This window comes from Geodermatophilus saharensis (assembly GCF_900188205.1).
Lineage (GTDB): Bacteria > Actinomycetota > Actinomycetes > Mycobacteriales > Geodermatophilaceae > Geodermatophilus > Geodermatophilus saharensis.
In genome coordinates this window covers 297,629-320,869 of sequence record NZ_FZOH01000005.1, presented here as the reverse complement: position 1 = coordinate 320,869, position 23,241 = coordinate 297,629, and the positions used below count along the sequence as shown (strand labels likewise).

Below are 23,241 nucleotides of genomic sequence, written 5' to 3'. Positions count from 1 at the left end.
GTCAGGAGCCTTTGTAGCGCTGATGGCTCCTGACGGGCGCGGGCTGGGTGCGGGCCGGGTCGCGGAAGCGGCGGACCGCGCCCAGCCCCGCCACGACCAGCCCGGCGCCCCCGGCCACCAGCACGGCGACGGCGACCCGCGCGAGCACGGCCGGCCCGGCGCCGGCCACGCGGGCGCTCCACAGCACGTCGACGTCGGGCAGGCCCTGCACCAGCAGCAGCCACCCGAGCACCAGCGCGGCCAGGCCGGTCACCACGCCCCGGCCGCGGCGGGCGGCGGCGGCGCCGAAGACGGCGACCAGCGCCGCGGTCACCGCCGGCAGCAGCGCGGAGACGAGCGCCGCGGCGTGCGAGGAGACCGTCACCGGCGGCTCGGGGGTGGCCGCGGCGTGCCACAGCGCCGCCGCGGCACCGGCGCCCAGCGCCCAGCGCAGCGGTCCCGGCGTCCGGGCGGCCAGCCCGGCCGCGGCGACGGCGGCGAACAGCGCGGCGTACAGCGTCCAGACCAGCAGCGGCGACGGCGGCGGCTCCCAGGTGAGCTCGCCGCGGACGGTCACCGCGGTGTCCCCGTGGCGCATCGGCACCGTCCAGTCGAAGACGGTGTGCGGGTGCGCCGGGTCGGCGGCGACCGCCGGCGGCAGTTGCCCCTCGCTCATCCAGTGCGTGCGGTGGTCGTGCCAGGTGTACTGCGGCTCGGTGGACACCTGCACCCACTCCGGCTCGCCCTGCGGGTCGGCGCCCGGGGGCAGCGACACCCGGCCGTAGCGGTCGAGGTTGATGTAGGTGGCCGGGCTGACGGCGTTGCGCCAGACGCCGTCGGGCCCGATCCGCAGGTAGGGCTCGTCGGAGTAGCCGGGCACGGTCACCTCGACGGCGGTGCTGTTGACCACCTCGAGGGCGTCGCCGAACTGCAGCACCCGCACCGACACCCCCGGCACGGCCGGCCGCACCGAGGTCACCCGGCCGTCGAAGTCGCTGCCGGCCGCGTCCCCGCCGACGTGCGCGGCGGCGGGACCGGCGAGCGCGAGGACGGCGAGCACGCCGAGGACGACGACGAGCAGCCGCCCTGCTGCCCGCCCCGGACGGGCGCCGGTCACCGGGCGGCGACGGCTTCGAGGTCGCCGGCGATGTCGCGGGCGGTGTTGCCGGCGTCGAAGGCCACGTGCGCCTCGTCGTCGGGGCCGTAGAGCAGCAGCAGCGAGCTGTGCAGCCGGCCCCGGTCCTCGGCCAGCGGCACCCCGGCCGACAGCTGCGCCTGGTCGACGACCTCCTGCGCGCCGGTCAGCCCGACGAACTGGGTGGGCAGGTCGGCGTCGAACCGGTCGAGGTACTCCCCGAGCACCTGCGGGGTGTCGGCGGCGGGGTCGGTGGTGACGAAGACCACCTGCACCTGCCCGGCCAGCGCGGGGTCGACGTCGCGCAGCGCCAGGGCGACGTCGGCCATCGTCGTCGGGCAGATGTCGGGGCAGTTCGTGTAGCCGAAGAACAGCAGCGTCGGCTTGCCCGCCGTCGCCGCGGCGAAGTCGTACTCCGCGCCGGTGCTGTCGGTGAGGGTGAACGACGGCCGCTGGTAGGGGTCGCGCAGGTCGATGCCGGCGTACTCGTCGCCGGGCCCCTCGAGCGTGGCGGCCGGCCGGTCGGAGCCGCCGCCGTGGTCGTGCCCCTCGGCGGCCGCCGCCTGCTCGCCGTCGTCGGAGCCGCAGGCGGTCAGGCCCAGGGCAGCGGCGAGCAGCAGCGCGGCGACCCGGCCGCGGACGGGAGCGGTCACGAGGACACGGTACGTCGACCTGCGCGGTAGCCGAGGACGACGCCCGCGACACCGACGGCCAGCGCCAGGATGGCGAGGAACAGCGCCAGCCCCGCGGGCTCGTTGCTGACCTCGCCACCGTGGGCGTGCTCGTCGGCGGCGGCCGCGGTGTCGGTGGCGGTGTCGGTGTCGGTGTCACCGGTCAGCGAGAGCACCGGCGCCGGGTACTCCGGCTCCTGGCCGTCGACGGTCGGCTCGATCCAGGCCGACTCGGTGCCGTCGCTGTAGGTCTGCACGGTCGGGAACGACAGCGTGTCGGCGTCGGGGAACGGCCCGCCGGAGAGGGAGAACTCCTGGAACTCCCCGGGGGCGATCCCGCCGGCGTCGGCACGGAACTCCACGACCGACACGTAGTCGCTGATCTGCTGGCCGTGGACGTCCACCGGCTCGGTCAGCTGCGCCGAGGTCAGGGTGACCGTCCAGCCCGGGACCGGCTGCACGCGCAGCGAGGCCAGCGCCTCGTCCTCCGGGATGGAGACGCGCAGCGCCACGGTGCTGGCGGTGTCGCTCTCGTTGGGGACCCGGAAGGTCAGCTTCCCGTAGCCGCCGGCGGTGGCGTCGTCGGAGGAGACCGTCACGTGCGCCGAGGCGCCGGTGGCGACCACGACGGACGCGACCAGGGCGGCGACGAGGGCGGTCAGGACGACGCCGGCACGGGCCAGCGGTCGCAGGACGGTGGAACGCACGGTTCTCCTTCTGTCGAGAGGTGGTGCTCAGCGCACCGGGACGTCGGTGCTCGCCGTGGCGGCGGTGAACTCGTCGAGCCGGACGCTGACGGCGAGGGTCCAGGTGCCGGCGCCGGGGATGCTCGCCCCGTCGGCGACCCAGTGGCCCGGACCCGCCGGCTCGAGGTCGACGTCGAGCGGGCCGATCTCCTGCGCGGGCTCGGTGAGGGTCACCCGCAGGTCGGCGGGCTGGGTCAGCTGCCCCGCGTCGTCGAAGAGGTAGACGTGCAGGGTGTTGGGGCCCGGGCGGGCCGGGTCGACCGACAGCTGCACGCTGCCGACCTCGCCCGCCGCCGCCTGCAGCGGCAGGGTGACGTCGACCGGCTGGGCCACCGCGGCGCGGGCCGGCGGGATGCCGACCAGCACCGCCGAGAGCACCAGCACGCCCGCGGCGACGGCGGCCTCGACCAGCACCGAGCGGCGCAGCGGGGCCACGTCCTCGACGGCACCGCGGGCCTGCGCCGCCGCCCGGGCGCGGGCGGCGGAGGCGACCGCGTCCTCCTCGGCGCCTGCCCGGGTCGCTCCCGCGGTGGCGAAGGCGTGCGCGGGCACCCGGCGCCGCGGGTGCGGCCGGGTCCGCGGCAGGCCCAGTTGCTGCTGGACCCAGACGCGGGAGACCCCGGCGGCGGCGAGGAGCAGCAGCACCAGCGCGAGCTTGCCCAGCAGCACCCAGCCGTAGGGAGTGGACACCAGCGCGACCGGCGACCCGACCTCCCGCACCGACTGGACGACGCCGGTGACCACCAGCGCGGCCACCGAGGCCGATGCCAGGCGCGACCAGCGCGGCAGCGCCCCGGCCAGCTCACCGGCCTCGGCACCGGTGCGGACCAGCCCGGTGAGCAGCGCCGTCAGCCCGCCCAGCCACAGCGCCATCGCCGCGACGTGCACGGCGGCGACCGCGGTGGCGAACACCGGCAGGGCCCCGGCGACCGGGTGCCCGACCGCCGCGGTGGTCAGGACGACGCCGGCGGCGACGGCGCCGAGCCCGGCCGTCTCCTGCGCCGTCGGGGCGCCCGCCCGGCGCCACAGCGGCACCAGCAGCGCGGCCAGCAGCAGGGCCAGCGCGCCGCGGCCCAGGGTGGTCAGCCCGAAGGAGGACGCACCCGTGGTGGTCAGCAGCGACGGGTCGAGCAGCGAGCCGAGCCCGGCACCGGCCGCGTAGGGGCCCTGCAGCAGGAAGGTGAGCACCGCGGCCCCGGCGACGGTGAGCAGCCCGGCGGTGGTCAGCCGGCGCATCGTCCGCGACGCCCAGCCGGCGGGCCAGCACAGCACGAGGAAGGCGGGGACGCCGAGGCCTGCGGCCAGCCCGGCGAACCCCAGCGCCCGGGAGGCGGGCAGCGCCGCGGCCACGAACGGGTCGACGCCCGCGCCGTCGGCCACTGCCCCGGCGTCGGCGAGCTCGCCGTCGCCGACGACGAAGGCGTAGGCCCCGCTGATCGGGTGGGAGTCGGCCGAGACGATCCGGTAGGTGACGACGTAGCTGGCGTCGGGCAGGTCCTCGCGCAGCGGCACGGTGACGGTGTCGCCGTCGACCGTGGCCGCGCCGGTGTCGGCCCGCTCGCCGCCCTCGCCGAGCACGCGGGCGTAGCCGGCCCCCAGGGACACGCCCTCGCTGAAGCGCAGCGTCACCTCGGCGGGCACCTCGTCGAGGCGCGCACCCTCCCCCGGGTCGGTCGACACCAGCTCGGCGTGCGCGGCGGCGGGGCCGGCGGTGGCCACGCCCAGCCCCAGCCAGCCGGCCAGCAGGACGAGCAGCAGCAGGACCGGCCGCGCCGGGCGCGCGGCGCGGCCGGTCACGCGGTCACCCGCCCGCGGGCGACGACCGCGGCCGGCCGCCGGCTGCGCCGGCGCCAGGCGAGCACGGCGACGAGCACCACGCCGGCCAGCAGCAGCAGGTGGGCGCCGGCGCGGTCGGCGTGCACGTGCCCGGCCCGCAGGTCGCGCACGGTGACCACGGTCAGCAGCACGCCGAAGGTGACCAGGAACGGCAGCGCCCCGGCGGCCAGCCGCGGCGCGGCGGCGACGGCGAGGAAGGCCGCGGCGACGGCGAGGTTCCACGCGCCGGTCTCGTGCGCCACGTGCACCGGGGCGCTCATCGCGGCCGTGCCGCCGGTCAGCGCCGGCCAGGCCACGCCCGCCTGCGCCACGCCCACCGCCAGCAGCGCCAGCCGCAGCGCCGACTGCACCAGCCGGGAGCGCGCCGCGGCCGCGACCCCGGGCAGCTGCCGGGGCAGTGCGCCGAGCACCGCCGCCGTGAGATCGGGCACGTCGGGGGCCGCGACCAGCCGCGCGCGGCGGGTCACCGCGCCCGCGGCGTCGGCCCAGCCGGCGCAGGCGGGGCAGCCGGCCAGGTGGCGGTCGAGGTCGGCGGCGGGCATCCCGAGCGGTTCGCCGTCGAGTCGCGCCGAGACCGCCTCGCGGAACGGTGCACACTGCATGGAGAGGTAGTCGTCGCGGAGGGCCCGTCCGGTTCCCGGTTCGACGGGGATCACAGCGGAGGAGTGACGTGGACGAGCTGGAGCGGGTCGCCGCGGCCGCCGTCGACGGCGACCCCCTCGCCGCCGCGACCCTGGTCCGGGCGACCCAGTCCGACGTGTGGCGGCTGTGCGCGGCCCTCGGCGACCGCGACTGCGCCGACGACCTCACGCAGGAGACCTACGCCCGGGCCTTCGCCGCGCTGCACCGCTTCGAGGGCCGGTCCTCCCTGCGCACCTGGCTGCTGGCCATCGCCCGGCGGGTCTGCGCCGACGCCGTCCGCTCCCGCCGCCGCCGGCGGCTGACCCTGGTGCGCGACGACGCCGACCTCGAGGCCCTCTCCCCCGCCGACGCCGCGGACCGGGTGGGCGAGGGCGCGGCGGTCACCGACCTGCTCGGCCGGCTGGACCCCGACCGCCGCGAGGCCTTCGCGCTCACCCAGCTGCTCGGGCTCTCCTACGCCGAGGCCGCCGAGGTGGCCGGCTGCCCGGTCGGGACCATCCGCTCCCGGGTCGCCCGGGCGCGGGCCGACCTCGTCGAGGCGCTCGGCGGGTCGGCCCTGGAGGAGCCCGGCGCGGCCCGCAGGTGACCGTGCGCTGAACCACAGGCGGACGGGTACCTATGCTGCCCGACGGCCGTACGACCGCTGAACCCGCGGCGGGCGAGCCCATCCCCGCCGACCCGGGAGTCCCCCCGTGCCCTTCAGCCTGACCCCCAAGGACCAGAGCTTCTACCGGCTCTTCAGCGCCTCGGCGCAGAACCTGGTGACGGCCACCGACGTCCTCGACGAGTTCCTCCGCGAGCACACCCGCCGCACCGAGCTCGCCGACCGGCTGCGCGACCTCGAGCACGCCGGCGACCAGTCGACCCACGCGATCTTCCGGCAGCTGAACTCCAGCTTCGTGACGCCGTTCGACCGCGAGGACATCTACAGCCTGGCCAGCCACCTCGACGACGTCATGGACTTCGTCGAGGCGGCCGCCGACCTCGTCGTCCTCACCGGGCTGGGCACCCTGCCGGCCGAGATGAACCAGCAGACGGCGCTGCTGCAGCGGGCGGCGCACATCACCGCCGAGGCGATGCCGCGGCTGCAGACGCTCAAGGACCTCCCCGACTACTGGATCGAGGTCAACCGCATCGAGAACGAGGCCGACAAGCTCTACCGGCGGCTGCTCTCGCGGCTCTACAGCGGCGAGTTCGAGGCCCTGGAGGTGCTGCGCCTCAAGGAGGTGGCCGACCAGCTCGAGGAGGCCGCCGACGCGTTCGAGAAGGTGGCCAACGTCGTCGAGTCCATCGCGGTCAAGGAGTCCTGAGCTCCGTGGACCTCCGCTGATGGACGCGACCTTCGTCGCGCTGGTCGTCATCGTCGTCGTCGCCCTGGCCTTCGACTACACCAACGGGTTCCACGACGCGGCCAACGCCATCGCCGTCGCCGTCTCCACCAAGGCGCTCACGCCGCGGGTGGCGCTGGCACTGGCGGCGGTGATGAACCTGGTCGGCGCCCTGCTGTCCACCGAGGTCGCCAAGACCGTCGGCGCCGGGATCATCGAGGCGCCGACCGGGACCGGCGGGCTGGAGATCGTCTTCGCCGCGCTGGTCGGCGCGATCGCGTGGAACCTCATCACCTGGTACTTCGGGCTGCCCTCGTCGTCCTCCCACGCGCTGATCGGCGGCCTGGTGGGCGCCGCGCTGGCCGCGGCCCACGACGTCCAGTGGCTGGGCGTCGTCGACAAGGTCGTCATCCCGATGGTCGTGTCGCCGCTGGTCGGCTTCGGCCTCGGCTACCTGTTCATGCTCGCCATCCTGTGGACCTTCCGGCGGGCCAACGTCACCCGCGCCAACCGGGGCTTCCGCTACGCGCAGATCGTCAGCTCCGCGACCATGGCCCTCGGCCACGGCCTGCAGGACGCGCAGAAGACGATGGGCATCATCACGCTGGCGCTGTTCACCGCCGGGGAGATCGACAGCTTCGACGTGCCGCTGTGGGTCGTGCTCGCCGCGGCCGCCGCGATCAGCGCGGGCACCTACGCCGGCGGGTTCCGCATCATGCGCACCCTGGGCCGGCGGATCATCCAGCTCACCCCGGCCGGTGGCTTCGCCGCCCAGACCGTGGCCTCCGGCGTCATGGTGACGACGGCGACCGTGTTCGCCGTGCCGGTGTCGACGACGCACATCACGACCACGTCGATCATGGGCGTCGGGTCGACGCGGCGGCTCTCGGCGGTCCGCTGGGGCGTGGCCGGCAACATCGTCGTCGCGTGGGTCGTCACCCTGCCCGCCGCGGGCGCGGTGGCGGCGCTGGCGTACCTGCTCACCGACCTCGCGGTGGGCTGAACCGGGGTACCACCCCCGTGACCAGGCCACTCCGCCCCGCATTCGTCCCATCTCCACCGATCTGGTAGACATACCGCCCATGGCGGCGACCGTGGTGCTCCTCGTGGGGCGCATCCACGTCGACCTGTTGCGCATCTGCACCGCCGCCTGTCCGGGCCGCTGACCTCCCGCGCCGTCCCCCGGCGCCTCTTCGCCCGTCCCGCCGCGAGGGCGCGCTGCCGCGCGCCCCGGCGTCCCCTCCTGGAGTCAGCCCCCGTGAAGACGTTGATCGTGCTCGCCCTCGCCGGCCTCGGCGCCCAACTCGTCGACGGCAGTCTCGGCATGGCCTACGGCGTCACCTCGACGACGCTGCTGCTGGCCTTCGGCACCAACCCGGCCGCCGCCTCGGCGACCGTGCACTTCGCCGAGATCGGCACGACCCTGATGTCCGGCGCCGCGCACTGGCGCTTCGGCAACGTCGACTGGAAGGTCGTCGCGAAGGTCGGCATCCCCGGCGCCGTCGGCGCCTTCGCCGGCGCGACCGTGCTGTCGAACCTCTCCACCGAGGTCGCCGCTCCGGTGATGTCGCTGATCCTGCTGGCGCTCGGCGTCTACCTGCTCGTCCGCTTCACCCTGCGCGGCATCGACCGCCGCAACCTGGGCAAGCCCGTGCGCAAGCGCTTCCTCGGGCCGCTGGGCCTGGTGGCCGGCTTCGTCGACGCCACCGGAGGCGGCGGGTGGGGCCCGGTCGGCACGCCGGCGCTGCTGGCCAGCGGCCGGCTGGAGCCGCGCAAGGTGATCGGCTCGATCGACACCTCGGAGTTCCTCGTCGCGCTGTCGGCCAGCCTCGGCTTCCTGCTGGCCCTCGGGTCGCAGGGGGTCAACTGGACCTGGGCGCTGGGGCTGCTGGCCGGCGGCCTGGTGGCCGCGCCGGTCGCCGCCTGGCTGGTGCGGCACGTCCCGCCGCGGTTGCTCGGCTCGCTGGTCGGCGGGGTCATCGTGCTGACCAACACCCGCACGCTGCTGCGCAGCGACTGGATCGACGCCTCCGACCCGGTGCGCTATGCGGTGTACGCGCTGCTCTACGCGGTCTGGGCCGCCGCGGTCGTGCACTCCTACCGCCAGTACCGCAAGGACCGGGTGCAGGAGTCGGCCGACGCCCTGGCCGCCGAGGCCGCCCGCCTGGCCGAGGAGGAGCGGCACCCGCTGCACGCCCCGGACGCGGCCGACGTCGCCGACCTGGAGCGCAGCCTGCGCGCCGGTCGCCCGGCCGACCCCCGCGACTGAGGCGGCCGCGGCCGGGATCAGGTGACCTGGTCGTGGGGCGTCCTCCCGCACGTCCGGCGGTGAGGGAGGACGCCGCGCGATCAGGGACCCTGGTCACCGCGACGCCAGCAGGGCGGCCTCCAGGTCCGCGGGGAGGCCCGGCTCGGGCAGGCCGTGCGGGATGGGCAGCCGGACCGGATCGCGCTGCAGCCAGGCCCACGTGTCGGCGACCGTCTCGCGCACCGGGCGGCTGGGCAGGCCCAGCTCGCGGGCGCGGGCGGTGCCGACGTCCCACGCCGTGCCCGCCATCTCCCGGGGCAGCCACAGCGGCAGGTGCAGCCACGGCTCGACGCCGGCGGCCAGCAGTTCCTCCTCCGGCACCGGCACGAGGTCGGCGTCGCTGCCGGTGACCTCGCGGCAGGTGCGCAGCAGCTCCCCCAGGGTCGCCATCCCGGCCGGGCCGGTGGCGTTGGCCGGGCCGTCCGCCCCCTGCTCGGCCATCGCCACGAGCCAGCCGGCGAGGTCGCGGACGTCGACCAGCGCGATCGGCTGGTCGAGCGCGTCGGGGACGACGACCCGCCCGCCCCGGGCGATGCGCTCGAGCCACCACGGCAGCCGCCGCACGTTGTCGTGCGGGCCGACGATCAGCCCCGCCCGCGCGGTGAGGAAGCGGCCCGCGAACGCCGCGCCCAGGACCCGCTCGGCGTGCGCCTTGACCGGCCCGTACTCGTCGTCGTCGGTGTCCCACGTGGGCTGCCGCTCGTCGGGGACCGGCCCCGGCGGCCAGGTCGAGTAGGCGTTGAGGCTGCTGACGAAGGCGTAGCCGCGGACGCCGGCGCCGCCCAGGGCCGCGGCGGCGTTCCCGGCGGCGGCGCGGGTCTGGCAGGAGGTGTCGACCACCAGCTCCGGGACCCAGCCGTCCAGGGCGCGCGGCAGGGCGTCGGGGTCGTCCCGGTCACCGTGCAGCGCGCGCACCCCGTCCGGGGGCCGGCCGGTGACGCCGCGGGTGAAGGTGGCCACCTCGTGACCGCGGTCGAGCGCCGCCGTCGTCACGTGCCGGCCGAGGAAGGCGGTGCCGCCGAGGACCAGGAGTCGCACGGGCCCAGCTCAGTGCAGCCCGGCGCCGGCGTCCAGCCGGTTCACCGAGGGCGCAAGCGCCTCAGACCGCGCGGGTGGCGGGGAGGCCGGGCACCTGCGGCAGGGGCTGGGACCGGGCGGCGGCGAGCACCATCTGCGGGGACCGCGGCAGCCCGCGGCGGGTGCACAGCCGCAGCGCGCGCACGCCGGTGATGACGTCGGTCTCCGGGGGGACGACCAGCAGGTCCGCGACCCGGTTCCCGCTGGCCCAGCTCAGGCACACCACGCCCGGGTCCATGCTGCGGAAGCCGCCGGTGCGCACGACCCGGCCGTCGACGACGAGCTTGCGCGGCGCGGGCAGCCACGGCTCGAGCGCGTGGGTGAACCGCTCGACGCGCACCCCGCGGCGGTCCAGCGCGGCCACCAGCTCGGGCACCTCGACGGCGAGGTCGCGGCTGCGCGGGAACCAGGCGCCGTCGAAGGCGTTCTCCCCCGACCCGGCGTCCGCTCGCAGGCTCACGCGGACGTCGATGCCGCCGCGGAACCCCTCCGGTCCCCACACCGCCTGGGTCATCTGTCGTCCCCGCCTCCCGCTCGCCGTGCTCCGGGCCCGCGTCCGGGCCCGGAGCACCGACCGTAGGTCGGCGTGTCCCCACCCCCCGGCGAGCCCGCACCCGGCCTGTCGGCCGCGCCCGGCTCGTCGTCACGACCGGTCACACCCCGGTCACGACGCCCCCGTCCGGCGGGCTCAGCGGCCCAGCTCGAACACCGTGGTGGTCTCGTACACCTCGCCCGGGCGCAGCACGGTGGAGGGGAAGTCCGGCCGGTTCGGCGAGTCGGGGAAGTGCTGGGTCTCCAGCGCCACGCCGTCGCCCTGCCGGTAGACGCGGCCGCCGGTGCCCACGATCGTGCCGTCGAGGGCGTTGCCCGAGTAGACCTGCAGGCCCGGCTCGGTGGTGAGGACCCGCAGCGTCCGGCCGCCGACCGGGTCGCGCAGCAGCGCCGCCTGCCGCAGCGCCCCGCCGTCGGCGTCCCCGCGGTCGAGCACCCAGTTGTGGTCGTAGCCGTGCCCGTGCAGCAGCTGCTCATCGGCCTCGCGGATGCGCGCGCCGATCGGGGTGGGACGGCGGAAGTCGAACGGCGTGCCCGCCACCGGCGCGATCGCGCCGGTCGGGACGAGCGCGGCGTCGACGGGCGTGTAGCCGCTCGCGTCGACCTGCAGCTCGTGGCCGTGGACGTCGCCGGAGCCCTCGCCGGCGAGGTTCCAGTAGGTGTGCTGCGTCAGGTTGACCACGGTCGGGGCGTCGGTGGTGGCCCGGTAGTGCACGGTCAGCCGCGTCGCGCCGTCGAGGCGGTAGGTGACCGCGGTGGTCAGCGTGCCGGGGAAGCCCTGGTCGCCGGCCTCGCTGACCAGCTCCAGCCGGAGGGCGGCGGCCGCGCCGTCGCTGACGTCGGTGACCGTCCAGACCCGATCGGAGAACCCGACGGGGCCGCCGTGCAGCGAGTTGGACCCCTGGTTGACCGGCAGGTCGTACGTCTCGCCGTCGAGGGTGAACCGCCCCTGCGCGATGCGGTTGCCGTAGCGGCCGACGAGCGCGCCGAAGTAGGGGTCGTCGGCGGAGAGGTAGCCCGCCAGGTCGGGGAAGCCGAGGACGACGTTCGCCACCTCGCCGGCGGCGTCGGGCACCTCGAGGCTCTGGACGATGCCGCCGTAGCCGAGCACCCGCAGCCTCGCCTCGCCGGAGGTCAGCGTCCAGCGCTCGACGGGGGTGCCGTCAGGGGTGGTCCCGAACGGCTCGACGGTGGCGGCCACCGCCCGACGCTAGGAAGGGCCCGCGGGTGTGTCAAAAGCAGGCGACGCCCCGGGCGCGGGTGCACCCGGGGCGTCGTGCCGTCACGGCCTGGTCACGGCTTGGGCTTGCGGTTCTTGGCCTTGCCGCGCTCGTTCTGGTCGAGGATCACCTTGCGGACGCGGACGGCGGCCGGCGTCACCTCGACGCACTCGTCCTCGGCACAGAACTCCAGCGCCTGCTCGAGGTTCAGGATCCGCGGCGGGATGAGCCGCTCGAGCTCCTCGGCGGTCGAGGACCGCATGTTGGTGAGCTTCTTCTCCTTGGTGATGTTGACGTCCATGTCGTCGGGGCGGGAGTTCTCACCGACGATCATGCCCTCGTACACCTCGGTGCCGGGCGCGACCATCATCGAGCCGCGCTCCTGCAGCGAGAACATCGCGTACGACGTCGCCACGCCCTGCCGGTCGGCCACCAGCGAGCCGGTGGGCCGGGCGCGCATGTCGCCCAGCCACGGCTCGTAGCCCTCGAGGTTGTGGTTGAGGACGCCGGTGCCGCGGGTCTCGGTGAGGAACTCGGTGCGGAACCCGATCAGGCCGCGGGACGGGACGACGTACTCCATCCGCGCCCAGCCGGTGTCGTGGTGCACCAGGTTCTCCATGCGCCCGCGGCGGGCGGCCAGCGCCTGGGTGAGGGTGCCGACGTACTCGCCGGGGGTGTCGATGGTGACCCGCTCGACCGGCTCGTGCAGCGTGCCGTCGATGAGCTTGGTGACCACCTGGGGGCGGCCGACGGTCAGCTCGAACTCCTCGCGCCGCAGCTGCTCGACGAGGATGGCCAGCGCCAGCTCGCCGCGGCCCTGCATCTCCCAGGTGTCGGGGCGCTCGGTGGGCAGCATGCGCACCGAGACGTTGCCGACCAGCTCCTGGTCGAGGCGGTTCTTGATGAGCCGGGCGGTGAGCTTCTTGCCCGAGCGGCCGGAGATCGGCGAGGTGTTGATGCCGATGGTGATCGAGATCGACGGCTCGTCGACGGTCAGCGGCGGCAGCGGGCGCGGGTCGTTGGGGTCGGCGAGGGTGTCGCCGATCATGACGTCCTCGATGCCGGCGATGGCGACGAGGTCACCGGGGCCGGCGCTGTCGGCCGGGGTGCGGGTGAGGCCCTCGGTCATCAGCAGCTCGGTGATCTTGACGTTCTTCACCGTGCCGTCGGTGCGGCACCAGGCGACGGTCTGGCCGTTCTTCATCGTGCCGGAGTGGATGCGCAGCAGCGCCAGCCGGCCGAGGTAGGGCGAGGCGTCGAGGTTGGTGACCTGCGCGCGCAGCGGCTCCTCGGCGTCGTAGGTCGGCGCCGGGATGGTCTCCAGCAGCGTCCTCACCAGCGGGGCGAGGTCGGGGCTGTCGGGGCTCTGCCCGTCGGCGGGCCGGGTGAGCGAGGCCTGCCCGGTCTTGCCGTTGGAGTACACGATCGGGAACTCGAGGGCGTCGGTGTCCAGGCCGTTGTCCTCGAGCAGCTCCATGAACAGCTCGTAGGTCTCGTCGACGACCTCGGCGATGCGCGCGTCGGAGCGGTCGGTCTTGTTCACCACAAGGATGACCGGCATCCCCTTGCCCAGCGCCTTGCGCAGCACGAAGCGGGTCTGCGGCAGCGGCCCCTCGGAGGCGTCGACGAGCAGCACGACGCCGTCGACCATGGACAGGCCGCGCTCGACCTCGCCGCCGAAGTCGGCGTGGCCGGGGGTGTCGACGATGTTGACCGTCACCGGGTTGCCCTCGTCGTCGGCCAGCCGGATGGCGGTGTTCTTGGCGAGGATGGTGATGCCGCGCTCGCGCTCGAGGTCCATCGAGTCCATGACGCGGTCCTGCGTGGAGTCGTTGTCCGTCCCCTCGCCCTTGGCGCGGCCGAGCGCACCGGCCTGGCGGAGGAGGGCGTCGACCAGGGTGGTCTTGCCGTGGTCGACGTGGGCGATGATCGCCACGTTGCGCAGGTCGTCGCGGGTGGGCATGCGGAAGGCACCTCAGGGAGAGTCAGGGGGGATCCCGCGGCGGCTCCGCTCGCGGTACCACTGGTAACGGCCGCCGGGGTCGCGACCTTCCCACCCACCTTAGGGGCTCAGGGGACGGCGACCGGCCGCTGCGGGCGGTCGGCCACCGCCGACGTCCCCCCGGCGGCGCCGATCGTGACCAGACTCACGGCTCAGGCGGCGGCCGGGCGCTCCTCCAGCTCGGCCAGCACCCGGTCGGCGGACCGCAGGCGGCGGCGCTCCCGCGCCCCGCCGAGGACTGCGGCGAGCACCAGCCCGGCCGCGAGGAGCCAGCCCCCGCCGCCCGGCCCCTGCGGGAGGAGCGTCGTGGCGGCGACCAGCAGCGCCGCGACCGCGAGGAGGCCTGGCACGCCGGTCCGCGTCGTCAGGAGCCGCTGCCGCTCCGCCGGCGTCCTGACGCCGGGAGCGTGACGGACACCGCGCGGCGGCGCCACCGGGATCAGGGCGCGAGGCGCTCGCGGTCGGCCACCGCGTACGCGACCCCGGCGGCGGCGACCGTCACCAGGCCGACCGCCAGCCAGGCCGGCAGGCCGACGGCGAGGGCGAGCACGTGCGCGAGGACGAACGCGCCGACGTAGAGCGCGCCGAGCCCGAGGGCGACCGCCCAGCCGCGCCGCTGGACCCACACGTACCCCGCGACCAGCCCGCCGGCGGCGAACACCGCGCCGCCGAGCGCGCGGATGCCGGTGCCCTGCGCGACGCCGAAGCCCGCCGCCAGCCCGACGGCGACGGGGACGGCGGAGGACAGCCGGGTGCGGGCGCGGGTGAGCAGCGACGTCGTCATGTCCCGAGTCTCCCCCGCTCCGGGCCGGTGCCGGTCCTGCGAGGGTGAGGGGGTGACCACGACGCGCCTGCTGTCCCCGGACGACGCCGCGGTCCTCGCGCGCATCGCGGCGGAGGACCGCGACTTCCTCGCGCCGTGGGAGCCGCTGCGCGGGGAGGACTGGGCCACCGAGGCCGGCCAGCGCGAGGAGATCCGGTCGGTGCTCGAGCAGCACCGGCTGGGCCTGCGGGTGCCGCACGTGGTCCTCGACGACGCCGGGGCGGTGGTCGGCCGGGTCAGCCTCAACAACGTCGTCCGCGGCGCCTTCCAGTCGTGCAGCCTCGGCTACTGGATCCGGTCGGCGGCCAACGGGCGGGGGCACGCCACGGCCGCGGTGCGGGCGATGCTGGCGCTGGCCTTCGGGGAGCTCGGGCTGCACCGGGTGGAGGCGGGCACCCTGGTGCACAACCTCGCGTCCCAGCGGGTGCTGGAGCGCACCGGGTTCACCCGCTACGGGCTGGCGCCGCAGTACCTGCGCATCGCCGGCCGCTGGCAGGACCACGTGCTCTTCCAGCGACTCGACCCGGCGTCGCCGTAACCGCCCGCTCCCGCACGATCAGGTGACCTGATCGTGCGGCGTCCTCCCTCACCGTCGGCCGTGAGGGTGGACGCGCTGCGGTGAGCCAGGACGCGCGAGGGCCCCGGACGAACGCGTCGTCCGGGGCCCCTCGGTGGTCCCGTCCCGGGGGACGGGGTCCTTCGATCAGGCGGTGCGGAGCACGGCCTCGATCTCGAGCTCGATGTCGATCTTGTCGCCCACGACGACGCCGCCGCCGTCCATCGGCATGTCGATGTCGACGCCGAACGCCTTGCGGGAGATGGAGGTCTTCGCGCTGAAGCCGGCGCGGGTGCCGCCGTAGGCGTCGGGGCCGAAGCCGTTGACCTCGAGGCGCAGGGTGACGGGCTTGGTGATGCCCTTGATCGTCAGGTCGCCCTCGACGGACCAGTCGTCCCCGTCGGCGACGACGCGGGTGGAGCGGAAGGTCATGACGGTGTGGTTGCCGACGTCGAAGAAGTCCGCCGAGCGGATGTGCGCGTCGCGCTGCTCCTGGCGGGTGTCGATCGAGTCCATGTCGATGGTCGCGGTGACCGACGACCGGGCCGGGTCCTCGGCGGTGACGAGCTCGCCGGAGAACTCGGTGAAGTAGCCGCGGACCTTGCTCACCATCATGTGGCGGACGGAGAAGCCGACGGTCGAGTGCGCGGCGTCGATGTCCCAGGTGCCGGCGACGTAGCCGGGGATCTGGACGGCGGTGGTGCTGGTCATGTTCAGGACTCCTTGTAGTTGAACGTTTGACGTTCGCCGCGTGGAGCATAGTTGAGCACTTGATTATTCCGCCAGTACCCTGGAGGACATGACCACCGACGTGTCCTCCCGCACACCGCGGCCGGAGCACGGGGAGACGCGCTGGCTCGACGCCGAGGAGCAGCGGGCCTGGCGCGCCTGGCTCTACAGCACCCAACTGCTGCAGGACCGGCTCGACCGCGAGCTGACCCGCGCCACCGGCATCCCGCACACGTACTACGAGATCCTCGTCCAGCTGTCGGAGACCCCCGGGCGCCAGATGCGGATGAGCGAGCTCGCCGACCGCTGCCTGTCCTCCCGCAGCCGCCTGTCGCACGCGGTCTCCCGCCTGGAGGAGCGCGGCTGGGTCCGGCGCCAGGAGTGCCCCGAGGACGGCCGCGGCCTGCTCGCCGTGCTCACCGACGAGGGCTTCGCCGCCCTGGAGGCCGCCGCCCCGGTGCACGTCGAGGGCGTGCGCACCCACCTGTTCGACCAGCTCTCCCCCCAGCAGGTCGCCGCGATGCGCGACATCGGCGAGACCCTGCTGCGCCACCTCGACCCCTCCTGACCCTCCGCCCGCAGGACGAGCGGCGGGTCCTCCCCCGGGTGGACGACGGGGGCGCCGGCGCTGCCTAGGGTCGGCGCCGATGGACCAGCGCCTCCCCCTGGAGCAGCTCTCGACGACGCTGCGCGAGCGGCCGTTCGCCGCCGACGTCGCGCTCGCCGCGCTCGTCGGGCTGGTGACCGTCGTCGCGCCGGCCCAGAGCTACTGGGGTTCGGAGGTCCCGGCCTTCCTCCTCGGCGTCGCGCTGGTGACCCCGCTGGCCTGGCGACGGCGGGCGCCGGTCCCGGCCGCCGCCGTCGTCACCGCGGCCGGGCTGGCCGAGCTGGTGGCCGGCACCGACTTCCTCCTCGCCAACGTCGCGGCGCTCTTCATGGTCTACGCGCTGGCCGCCTACGCCCCGGGCTGGGCGGCCCGGGGCGGGCTGGTCGTCGGCCTCGCCGGCGCCGTCCTCGCCGCCCTGCGCTGGTACGCGTCGGGGAGCGGCGAGGCGCTGCTGGTCACCGTCGGCTCGATCGCGGTCTCCGTGGTCGCCGCCTGGGCGCTCGGCCGCGTGCGCCGCTCCCGGCTCGGCGAGCTCGCCGGGCTGGCCGAGCGCGCCCGGCTGCTGGAGGTCGAGCGCGACCAGGAGATGCGGCTGGCCGCCACCGCCGAGCGGGCGCGCATCGCCCGCGAGATGCACGACGTCGTCGCGCACTCCCTGTCGGTGGTCATCGCGCAGGCAGACGGCGGCCGCTACGCGGGACGGGCCGACCCCGCGGCCGCCACCGGCGCCCTCGAGGCGATCGCCACCACCGGCCGCCAGGCGCTCACCGACATGCGGGCCCTGCTCGGCGTGCTCCGCGACGGCACCGCCGAGCAGTACGCCCCCCAGCCCGACGTCGCCGCCGTCCCCGCGCTCGTCGACGACGTCCGGGCCAGCGGGCTCGACGTCGACCTGCTGGTGGAGGGCGAGCCGGGGCCCATGGCCGCCGGTCCGCAGCTGGCCGCCTACCGGATCGTGCAGGAGTCGCTGACCAACGTGCTCAAGCACGCCGGGCCCGGCGTGCGGGCCTGGGTGCGGCTGCACTGGCGGCCGGACTCCCTGGAGCTGTCGGTGCTCGACGACGGCCGCGGCGCGGCGGCCGCGGTGGCCGGGGAGGCGGCCGCGGGCGACGGGCAGGGGCTGCGCGGCATGCACGAGCGGGCGCAGCTGCACCGCGGTCGGGTGGAGGCCGGTCCCCGCGCCGGCGGTGGCTGGCGGGTGCACGCCGTCCTGCCGATCGGGGGTGTCCGCTGATCCGGGTCGTGCTGGTCGACGACCAGCAGATGGTGCGCGCGGGCTTCCGGATGGTCATCGACTCCCAGCCCGACCTCACCGTCGTCGGGGAGGCCGGCGACGGCGAGGCGGCGGTGCTGCTGCTCGAGCGGACCGCTGCCGACGTCGTCCTGATGGACGTGCGGATGCCGCGCACCGACGGCATCGAGGCCACCCGCCGGGTCACCGCGCTGCCCGACCCGCCGCGGGTGGTCGTGCTGACCACCTTCGACCTCGACGAGTACGTCGTCGCCGCGATCGGCGCGGGTGCCAGCGGCTTCCTCCTCAAGGACGCGCCGCCGGAGGAGATGCTGGACGCGGTGCGCACCGTGCACGCCGGCGACTCGGTGATCGCGGCCAGCTCCACCCGCCGGCTGCTGCAGCACGTGGCGCCCCTGCTGCGCGGCGCGGCGCCGGCGACGGTGGCCGGCGGCGCGGAACTGGCCGACCTGACCCCGCGCGAGCGCGAGGTGCTCGTGCAGATGGCGCTCGGCGCCACCAACACCGAGATCGCCGGGCGGCTGTTCGTCAGCGAGGCGACGGTGAAGACCCACGTCGGGCGGGTGCTGGCCAAGACCGGCTCGCGCGACCGCGTGCAGGCCGTCGTCCTCGCCTACCGGACCGGGCTCGTCTCCCCCGCCGACCTCCTCCGCGACGCCTGACCCGCGCACTTCCGCGGACGTGCACGCCCCTCCCCGCGCACTTCCGCGGACGTGCACGCCCCTCCCCGGGCACTTCTGCGGACGTGCACGTACGACCACGGGAGGACGGCGGGATCGTCCCGGGCGACGACGCGGGAGGACGCACCCGGCCGCGAGGGTCCCTGCGTCCCCAGGAACCGACCCGCGGAGGTCCCCGTGTCCGTCCCCGTCATGACCGTGCCCGGCGAGCCGCCGGCGCCGGTGTCGTCCGCCGCCGTCCGGGCCACCGGGCTGACCAAGGTGTACGGCTCCGGTGACACCGCCGTCCTCGCCCTCGACGGCGTCGACGTCGACTTCGCCCGCGGCGGGTTCACCGCGATCATGGGCCCGTCCGGCTCGGGCAAGTCGACGCTCATGCACTGCCTGGCCGGCCTCGACACCGCCACCTCCGGGCAGGTGTTCCTCGGCGGCACCGAGCTGACCCGGCTGCGCGACGACGAGTTGACCCGGCTGCGCCGCGAGCGCGTCGGCTTCGTCTTCCAGGCGTTCAACCTGCTGCCGGTGCTCGACGCGCGGGAGAACGTGGTGCTGCCGATGCAGCTGGCCGGCCGCCGTCCCGACCCCGCCTGGTTCGACGCCGTCATCGCCCGCCTCGGCCTGCGCGAGCGGCTGCGGCACCGCCCCGCGGAGCTCTCCGGCGGCCAGCAGCAGCGGGTGGCCATCGCCCGGGCGCTGCTGCCCCGCCCCGACGTCGTCTTCGCCGACGAGCCCACCGGCAACCTCGACTCCCGCGCCGGCGCGGAGGTGCTGGACCTGCTGCGCAGCAGCGTCCGCGAGACCGGCCAGACCGTCGTCATGGTCACCCACGACCCGACCGCGGCCTCCTACGCCGACCGCGTCGTGCTGCTGGCCGACGGCCGGCTCGCCGGTGAGGTCGAGCGGCCCACCGCCGCGTCCGTGCTCGACGCGCTCCGCGGGCTCGGGGGCTGACCGGTGCTGTCCACCACCCTGGCCGGTCTGCGCGCGCACCTGCCGCGCCTGGTCGCCTCCTGCCTGGCCGTCGTGCTGGCGGTCGCCTTCGTCGTCGCCACCCTCGTGCTCAACGAGACCACCCGCACCACCGTGCTGACCGCCGCCGGCGCCCAGTACGTCGGCGCGGACGCCGTCGTCACCTCCGACGACGGCAGCTCGCTGCTCGACGAGCTGGCCGTCCTCACCGCGCTGGACGGCGTCCGCGCCGTCGCCCCGGAGTGGCAGACCTCGGTGCAGGCGGTCGCACCCGGCCGCACCGGGGCGCAGTACCTGGTCGTGGGCGCGGTCGCCGACGACCCCGCGCTGCGGTGGCAGCGGCTCGCCGACGGCGCGCTGCCCGACCGGCCCGGCGAGGTGGCCGTGAGCGAGCGCGTCGGCGCGGACGTCGGCGACGTGCTGCGGGTGACGGCGACCGCCGCCGACGGCACCGAGACCTCCACCGCGGTCACCGTCACCGGCGTCGTCGACCTCGGCGGCGACCCCGAGGCCGGCCTGTACGGCCGGGCCTGGGCCACCCCCGCCCAGGCGCAGGCGTGGGGCGCGGTGGACCCGACCGAGCTGCGGATCGCAGGCAGGCCCGGCACCGACCCGCAGGTGCTGGCCGACGCGGTCGCCACCGCCCTCCCCGGGTCCGGGCTCACCGTGCGCACCGGCACCGCGCAGGCCGAGCACCGCGCCGGGTCGATGCTCGGCAACGCGACCGCGCTCGCCGCGGTGCTGCTGGTCTTCGGCACCGTCGCGGTGCTCGTCGCGGGGCTGGTCATCGCCAACACCTTCGCCGTCCTGCTCGCGCAGCGGACCCGGGAGCTGGCGCTGCTGCGCTGCGTCGGCGCCACCGCGCGGCAGGTGCGCCGCGGCGTGCTGGTCGAGGCCGCGCTCACCGGGCTGGCCGCCTCCGTCGTCGGTGTGGCAGCCGGGATCGGGCTGGCCGGGGCGGTGTCCGCGCTGGCCGGGGGCGTGGAGTCCCCCGTGCCGCTGTCGGGCCTGTCGGTGCCGCTCACCGCCGTCCTCGCCGGCCTGGCCGTGGGCACGCTGACCACCCTGCTGGCCGCCGCCGCGCCGGCCCGCGCGGCGACCCGGGTCGCGCCGCTGGCCGCGATGCGCCCGCTGGACCCGGCGCCGCTGCGCTCCCGGCCCGGCGTGGTGCGGCTGGTGCTCGGGCTGCTGCTGCTCCTGCCCGGGGCAGCGCTGCTGGCCGTCGGTGTCGCTGTGGCGAGCGTGTTCGTGGCGCTGCCCGGCGGGGTGGCCAGCTTCCTCGGCGTCGTCCTGCTCGCCCAGCGCGCGCTGCCGCCGGTGGTGCGCGCCGCGGGCGGGCTGGTCGCCCGGCTGGGCGGGGTGCCGGCGCGGCTGGCGGCCGGCAACGCCACCCGCAACCCGCGGCGGACGGCGGCGACGGCGACCGCGCTGCTCATCGGCGTCACGCTGACCACCGCGATGGTGGTCGGCACCGCCTCCACCCGGGCCACGGCGACCGCCGGACTGGCCGCGCAGTACCCCGCCGACGTCGTCGTCGAGGGGCTCTCCGGCGAGCTCCCCCCGTCGCTGCTGGGCCGGCTGGGGGACCTCGGCGGCGTCGCGACCGGGACGGCGCTCACCGTCGCCCAGCCGACCGGCCCGGACGGCCAGCCGTGGACCGTGTACGGGATCGACCCGGCGACCGCCGTCCCGACCCTGCGGTCGACCGCCGAGACCCCGCTGCCGCAGCCCGGGCAGGCGCTGCTGCCGCGGTGGCTGGCCGACTCCTGGTCCGTGGCCGACGGCGACCCGGTGCCGCTGACGCTCGACGGTCGCGCCCTGTCGCTGCGCGCCGGGATCGTCGACGACGACGCGCCGCTGCTGCTGACCACCGGCGACCTCGCGGCGCTGGCCCCGGGAGCCGCGGTCGGGCAGCTGTGGCTACGGCTCGACGACAGCGACGCCGACGTGCAGGCCGCCGTCGTCGACACGGTCACCGACACCGTGGGGTCGGTGGTGCCCGACGCGCAGGTCACCGGCGTGGTCAGCCTGCGCCAGCAGATGGACGAGGTGCTCGACGTGCTGCTGCTGGTCGTCACCGGCCTGCTCGGCGTCGCGGTGGTCATCGCGCTGATCGGCGTGGGCAACACGCTGGCGCTGTCGGTGGTCGAGCGGCGGCAGGAGAACGGCCTGCTGCGGGCGGTGGGTCTCACCCGCGGGCAGCTGCGCGGGCTGCTGGCGTGGGAGGCGGTGGTGGTGTCCGGCGTGGCCGCGGTGCTCGGCGTCGTCCTCGGCGGCGTCTACGGCGTCACCGGGACGGCGTCGGTGCTGGGGATGGCCGGCGAGGTCGTGGTCGACGTCCCGTGGCTGCAGGTGGCCGCGATCGTCGTCGTCGCCACCGTCGCCGGCCTGCTCGCCTCGGTGCTGCCGGCCCGCCGCGCGGCCCGCATCCCGCCGGTCGCCGCTCTCGCGGCGGGTTGAGCCATGCACTTCCGCGGATGTGCACCGTGCACATCCGCGGAAGTGCCCGTCAGCCGGGACGCTCAGCGTCGATGGTATTTTCCTGCCATGCGGACGACCATCGACGGCGCCGGGCGCCTCGTCGTCCCCAAGGCCCTGCGGGACGCCCTGGGGCTGCGCGCCGGGGACGAGGTCTTCGTCCAGGTGCGGGACGGGCGCCTGGAGATCGAGCCGGCACCGGTGGCGATGCGCCTGGAGGAGTCCGCGGGTGGCGTCCGGGCCGTGCCGGAGGTGGACCTCCCCCCGCTCACCGCCGAGCAGGTGCGCGAGGCGCTCGAGCACACCCGGCGGTGATCGCGGTCGACACGAGCGTGTTGGTCGCCGCCTTCGCGTCCTGGCACGAGTCGCACGCCGCGGCCCGGGACGCGCTGCAGGGCGCGCGGGTGGTGGCGCACAGCGTGGTGGAGACGTACTCGGTGCTCACCCGTCTCCCGCCGCCGCACCGGGTGGTGCCGGGCCTGGCAGCGGAGTTCCTCCGGCAGGTCACGACCGCCCCTCCCCTGGCTCTCCCGGCCGAGGAGGTCGCGCGACTGCCGCACCTGCTGGCCGGTCAGGGGATCTCCGGCGGCGCGGCGTACGACGCCCTCATCGCGGTGACCGCACTGCAGCACGGAGCCGACCTCGTCTCGCTCGACGCCCGGGCGGCCGCGACCTACCGGGCCGTCGGCGCCGCCCACCGGCTGCTCGGCTGAGGAGCGCCGGTCAGGGACCGACGTCGCCGGGTGGGGCGGGCCAGCGCGGGACCCCGGCCACCGCACCGTCGCCGAGCGGGGCGCGGAACTCCGGGCGCCGCTTGGCGAGGAACGCGGCCACCCCCTCGGCGACGTCGGGGCCGGCGGTCAGCTCGGCCAGCGCGCGGGACTCGGCGCGGTGCGCGTCCCAGGGCGAGGCCTCGCCGAGCATCGACCAGAGCAGCTGCCGGGCGGCGGCGACGGCGACCCCGGAGGTGTTGTCGGCGATCTCGCGGGCCAGGCCCAGGGCGGTGGGCAGCAGCTCGGCGTCGGGCACCACCCGCGACACCAGCCGGCCGCGCAGCGCCTCGGCGGCGTCGAACACCCGGCCGGTGGCCACCCACTCCATCGCCTGGCTGATCCCGACCAGCCGCGGCAGGAACCACGACGACGCCGCCTCCGGCGTGATGCCGCGGCGGACGAAGACGAACCCGAACCGCGCCGACTCCGCGGCGATGCGGACGTCCATCGGCAGCAACAGCGTGGCGCCGATGCCCACGGCCGGGCCGTTGACGGCGGCGATCACCGGCTTGCGCAGCGCGGCGAAGGGCAGCGAGGCGATGCCGCCCCAGTCGCGCGGGACGCCGTCGACGCTGCCGCGGCCGGGCTCGGCACCGCCGCCGGTCCCCCCGCGGGCGCGGTCGCCGAGCGCGCCGGGGCCCGCGGCGAGGTCGGCGCCGGCGCAGAACGCCCGCCCCGCCCCGGTGACGACGACGACCCGCACCGCGTCGTCGGCGTCGGCGGCCGCGGCGGCCCGGGCAAGCTCGGCGGCCATCACCGGGGTGAACGCGTTGAGCCGGTCGGGCCGGTCGAGGGTGATCGTGGCGACGCCGTCGGCGACCTCGTAGCGCAGCTGGGTCGGTTCCGTGGTGGGCTCCCGGGTCGAGGTGGGCACGGCG

25 protein-coding genes are annotated in these 23,241 nt (G+C 76.1%); 12 read left to right on the top strand and 13 right to left on the bottom strand.

The window, feature by feature from the left end:
* Position 1 precedes the first annotated feature (1 nt).
* Genes CHC04_RS14925 through CHC04_RS14905 form a run of 5 tightly spaced genes read right to left on the bottom strand, consistent with a single transcriptional unit; the run spans position 2 to position 4,969 of the window.
* Positions 2 to 1,096: a hypothetical protein gene (locus CHC04_RS14925; RefSeq protein ID WP_089404724.1), complete on the bottom strand. Its 1,095-nt coding sequence runs from the start codon at positions 1,094 to 1,096 to the stop codon at positions 2 to 4.
* Positions 1,093 to 1,767 carry an SCO family protein gene (locus CHC04_RS14920; RefSeq protein WP_089404723.1) on the bottom strand — a complete coding sequence of 225 codons (675 nt, stop codon included), beginning with the start codon at positions 1,765 to 1,767 and terminating at the stop codon, positions 1,093 to 1,095. The genes CHC04_RS14925 and CHC04_RS14920 overlap by 4 nt, the downstream gene beginning before the upstream one ends.
* On the bottom strand, positions 1,764 to 2,492 hold the full coding sequence (locus tag CHC04_RS14915) for a YcnI family copper-binding membrane protein (protein WP_089404722.1): 729 nt from the start codon (positions 2,490 to 2,492) through the stop codon (positions 1,764 to 1,766). Before CHC04_RS14915 ends, CHC04_RS14920 begins: the two co-directional genes overlap by 4 nt.
* A 27-nt stretch (positions 2,493 to 2,519) precedes the next feature.
* Complete coding sequence (locus CHC04_RS14910) at positions 2,520 to 4,328, bottom strand: copper resistance CopC/CopD family protein (protein ID WP_089404721.1); 1,809 nt, start codon at positions 4,326 to 4,328, stop codon at positions 2,520 to 2,522.
* Entirely contained in the window at positions 4,325 to 4,969 is a 645-nt protein-coding gene (locus CHC04_RS14905) for a zf-HC2 domain-containing protein (protein ID WP_089404778.1), read from the bottom strand. Before CHC04_RS14905 ends, CHC04_RS14910 begins: the two co-directional genes overlap by 4 nt.
* Before the next feature lie 68 nt (positions 4,970 to 5,037).
* On the opposite strand from CHC04_RS14905, the gene CHC04_RS14900 reads away from it, so the two are divergent.
* The 4 genes from CHC04_RS14900 (at position 5,038) to CHC04_RS14885 (ending at position 8,606) form a co-directional block, all read left to right on the top strand.
* The gene (locus tag CHC04_RS14900) at positions 5,038 to 5,595 is read left to right on the top strand and encodes a sigma-70 family RNA polymerase sigma factor (protein ID WP_089404720.1); all 558 of its coding nucleotides are present in this window, start codon (positions 5,038 to 5,040) and stop codon (positions 5,593 to 5,595) included.
* A gap of 106 nt (positions 5,596 to 5,701) precedes the next feature.
* On the top strand, positions 5,702 to 6,319 hold the full coding sequence (locus tag CHC04_RS14895; protein WP_089404719.1) for a DUF47 domain-containing protein: 618 nt from the start codon (positions 5,702 to 5,704) through the stop codon (positions 6,317 to 6,319).
* A 19-nt stretch (positions 6,320 to 6,338) separates the two neighbouring features.
* Positions 6,339 to 7,340 carry an inorganic phosphate transporter gene (locus tag CHC04_RS14890; RefSeq protein ID WP_089404718.1) on the top strand — a complete coding sequence of 334 codons (1,002 nt, stop codon included), beginning with the start codon at positions 6,339 to 6,341 and terminating at the stop codon, positions 7,338 to 7,340.
* Positions 7,341 to 7,595: 255 nt separating this feature from the next.
* Positions 7,596 to 8,606: a sulfite exporter TauE/SafE family protein gene (locus tag CHC04_RS14885; protein ID WP_089404717.1), complete on the top strand. Its 1,011-nt coding sequence runs from the start codon at positions 7,596 to 7,598 to the stop codon at positions 8,604 to 8,606.
* A 93-nt stretch (positions 8,607 to 8,699) separates the two neighbouring features.
* Here CHC04_RS14885 and CHC04_RS14880 read toward each other — a convergent pair whose 3' ends face one another.
* The 6 genes from CHC04_RS14880 to CHC04_RS14855 all read right to left on the bottom strand — a co-directional run bounded on the left by CHC04_RS14880 (position 8,700) and on the right by CHC04_RS14855 (position 14,280).
* On the bottom strand, positions 8,700 to 9,683 hold the full coding sequence (locus CHC04_RS14880; protein ID WP_089404716.1) for an NAD-dependent epimerase/dehydratase family protein: 984 nt from the start codon (positions 9,681 to 9,683) through the stop codon (positions 8,700 to 8,702).
* A gap of 61 nt (positions 9,684 to 9,744) precedes the next feature.
* Complete coding sequence (locus CHC04_RS14875) at positions 9,745 to 10,236, bottom strand: DUF5994 family protein (protein WP_089404715.1); 492 nt, start codon at positions 10,234 to 10,236, stop codon at positions 9,745 to 9,747.
* Positions 10,237 to 10,410: 174 nt separating this feature from the next.
* Positions 10,411 to 11,475 carry an aldose epimerase family protein gene (locus CHC04_RS14870; RefSeq protein WP_089404714.1) on the bottom strand — a complete coding sequence of 355 codons (1,065 nt, stop codon included), beginning with the start codon at positions 11,473 to 11,475 and terminating at the stop codon, positions 10,411 to 10,413.
* A gap of 92 nt (positions 11,476 to 11,567) precedes the next feature.
* A complete protein-coding gene (typA, locus tag CHC04_RS14865; RefSeq protein WP_089404713.1) occupies positions 11,568 to 13,457 on the bottom strand; it encodes a translational GTPase TypA in 1,890 nt (629 codons plus the stop codon).
* Positions 13,458 to 13,648: 191 nt separating this feature from the next.
* Entirely contained in the window at positions 13,649 to 13,846 is a 198-nt protein-coding gene (locus tag CHC04_RS14860) for a hypothetical protein (protein WP_089404712.1), read from the bottom strand.
* An 89-nt stretch (positions 13,847 to 13,935) separates the two neighbouring features.
* Positions 13,936 to 14,280 carry a hypothetical protein gene (locus CHC04_RS14855; protein WP_089404711.1) on the bottom strand — a complete coding sequence of 115 codons (345 nt, stop codon included), beginning with the start codon at positions 14,278 to 14,280 and terminating at the stop codon, positions 13,936 to 13,938.
* A gap of 52 nt (positions 14,281 to 14,332) precedes the next feature.
* On the opposite strand from CHC04_RS14855, the gene CHC04_RS14850 reads away from it, so the two are divergent.
* The gene (locus CHC04_RS14850; protein WP_089404710.1) at positions 14,333 to 14,857 is read left to right on the top strand and encodes a GNAT family N-acetyltransferase; all 525 of its coding nucleotides are present in this window, start codon (positions 14,333 to 14,335) and stop codon (positions 14,855 to 14,857) included.
* A 165-nt stretch (positions 14,858 to 15,022) separates the two neighbouring features.
* On the opposite strand, the gene CHC04_RS14845 is transcribed toward CHC04_RS14850, so the two are convergent.
* A complete protein-coding gene (locus tag CHC04_RS14845; RefSeq protein ID WP_089404709.1) occupies positions 15,023 to 15,586 on the bottom strand; it encodes a YceI family protein in 564 nt (187 codons plus the stop codon).
* Between the two features lie 88 nt (positions 15,587 to 15,674).
* On the opposite strand from CHC04_RS14845, the gene CHC04_RS14840 reads away from it, so the two are divergent.
* The 7 genes from CHC04_RS14840 (at position 15,675) to CHC04_RS14810 (ending at position 22,303) form a co-directional block, all read left to right on the top strand.
* The gene (locus tag CHC04_RS14840; protein ID WP_089404708.1) at positions 15,675 to 16,172 is read left to right on the top strand and encodes a MarR family winged helix-turn-helix transcriptional regulator; all 498 of its coding nucleotides are present in this window, start codon (positions 15,675 to 15,677) and stop codon (positions 16,170 to 16,172) included.
* Positions 16,173 to 16,251: 79 nt separating this feature from the next.
* Positions 16,252 to 17,445, top strand: coding sequence for a sensor histidine kinase (locus CHC04_RS14835; protein ID WP_089404707.1), 1,194 nt, complete (start codon positions 16,252 to 16,254; stop codon positions 17,443 to 17,445).
* An 8-nt stretch (positions 17,446 to 17,453) separates the two neighbouring features.
* A complete protein-coding gene (locus CHC04_RS14830) occupies positions 17,454 to 18,125 on the top strand; it encodes a response regulator (RefSeq protein WP_281252244.1) in 672 nt (223 codons plus the stop codon).
* A 195-nt stretch (positions 18,126 to 18,320) separates the two neighbouring features.
* Positions 18,321 to 19,094, top strand: a complete 774-nt coding sequence (locus CHC04_RS14825; protein ID WP_217897381.1) for an ABC transporter ATP-binding protein — start codon at positions 18,321 to 18,323, stop codon at positions 19,092 to 19,094.
* Positions 19,095 to 19,097: 3 nt separating this feature from the next.
* Positions 19,098 to 21,572: an FtsX-like permease family protein gene (locus CHC04_RS14820; protein WP_217897380.1), complete on the top strand. Its 2,475-nt coding sequence runs from the start codon at positions 19,098 to 19,100 to the stop codon at positions 21,570 to 21,572.
* Between the two features lie 87 nt (positions 21,573 to 21,659).
* The gene (locus tag CHC04_RS14815) at positions 21,660 to 21,905 is read left to right on the top strand and encodes an AbrB/MazE/SpoVT family DNA-binding domain-containing protein (protein WP_089404705.1); all 246 of its coding nucleotides are present in this window, start codon (positions 21,660 to 21,662) and stop codon (positions 21,903 to 21,905) included.
* Positions 21,902 to 22,303 carry a PIN domain-containing protein gene (locus tag CHC04_RS14810; RefSeq protein WP_089404704.1) on the top strand — a complete coding sequence of 134 codons (402 nt, stop codon included), beginning with the start codon at positions 21,902 to 21,904 and terminating at the stop codon, positions 22,301 to 22,303. The genes CHC04_RS14815 and CHC04_RS14810 overlap by 4 nt, the downstream gene beginning before the upstream one ends.
* Positions 22,304 to 22,313: 10 nt before the next feature.
* On the opposite strand, the gene CHC04_RS14805 is transcribed toward CHC04_RS14810, so the two are convergent.
* Positions 22,314 to 23,237: an enoyl-CoA hydratase-related protein gene (locus tag CHC04_RS14805; RefSeq protein ID WP_089404703.1), complete on the bottom strand. Its 924-nt coding sequence runs from the start codon at positions 23,235 to 23,237 to the stop codon at positions 22,314 to 22,316.
* Positions 23,238 to 23,241 lie beyond the last annotated feature (4 nt).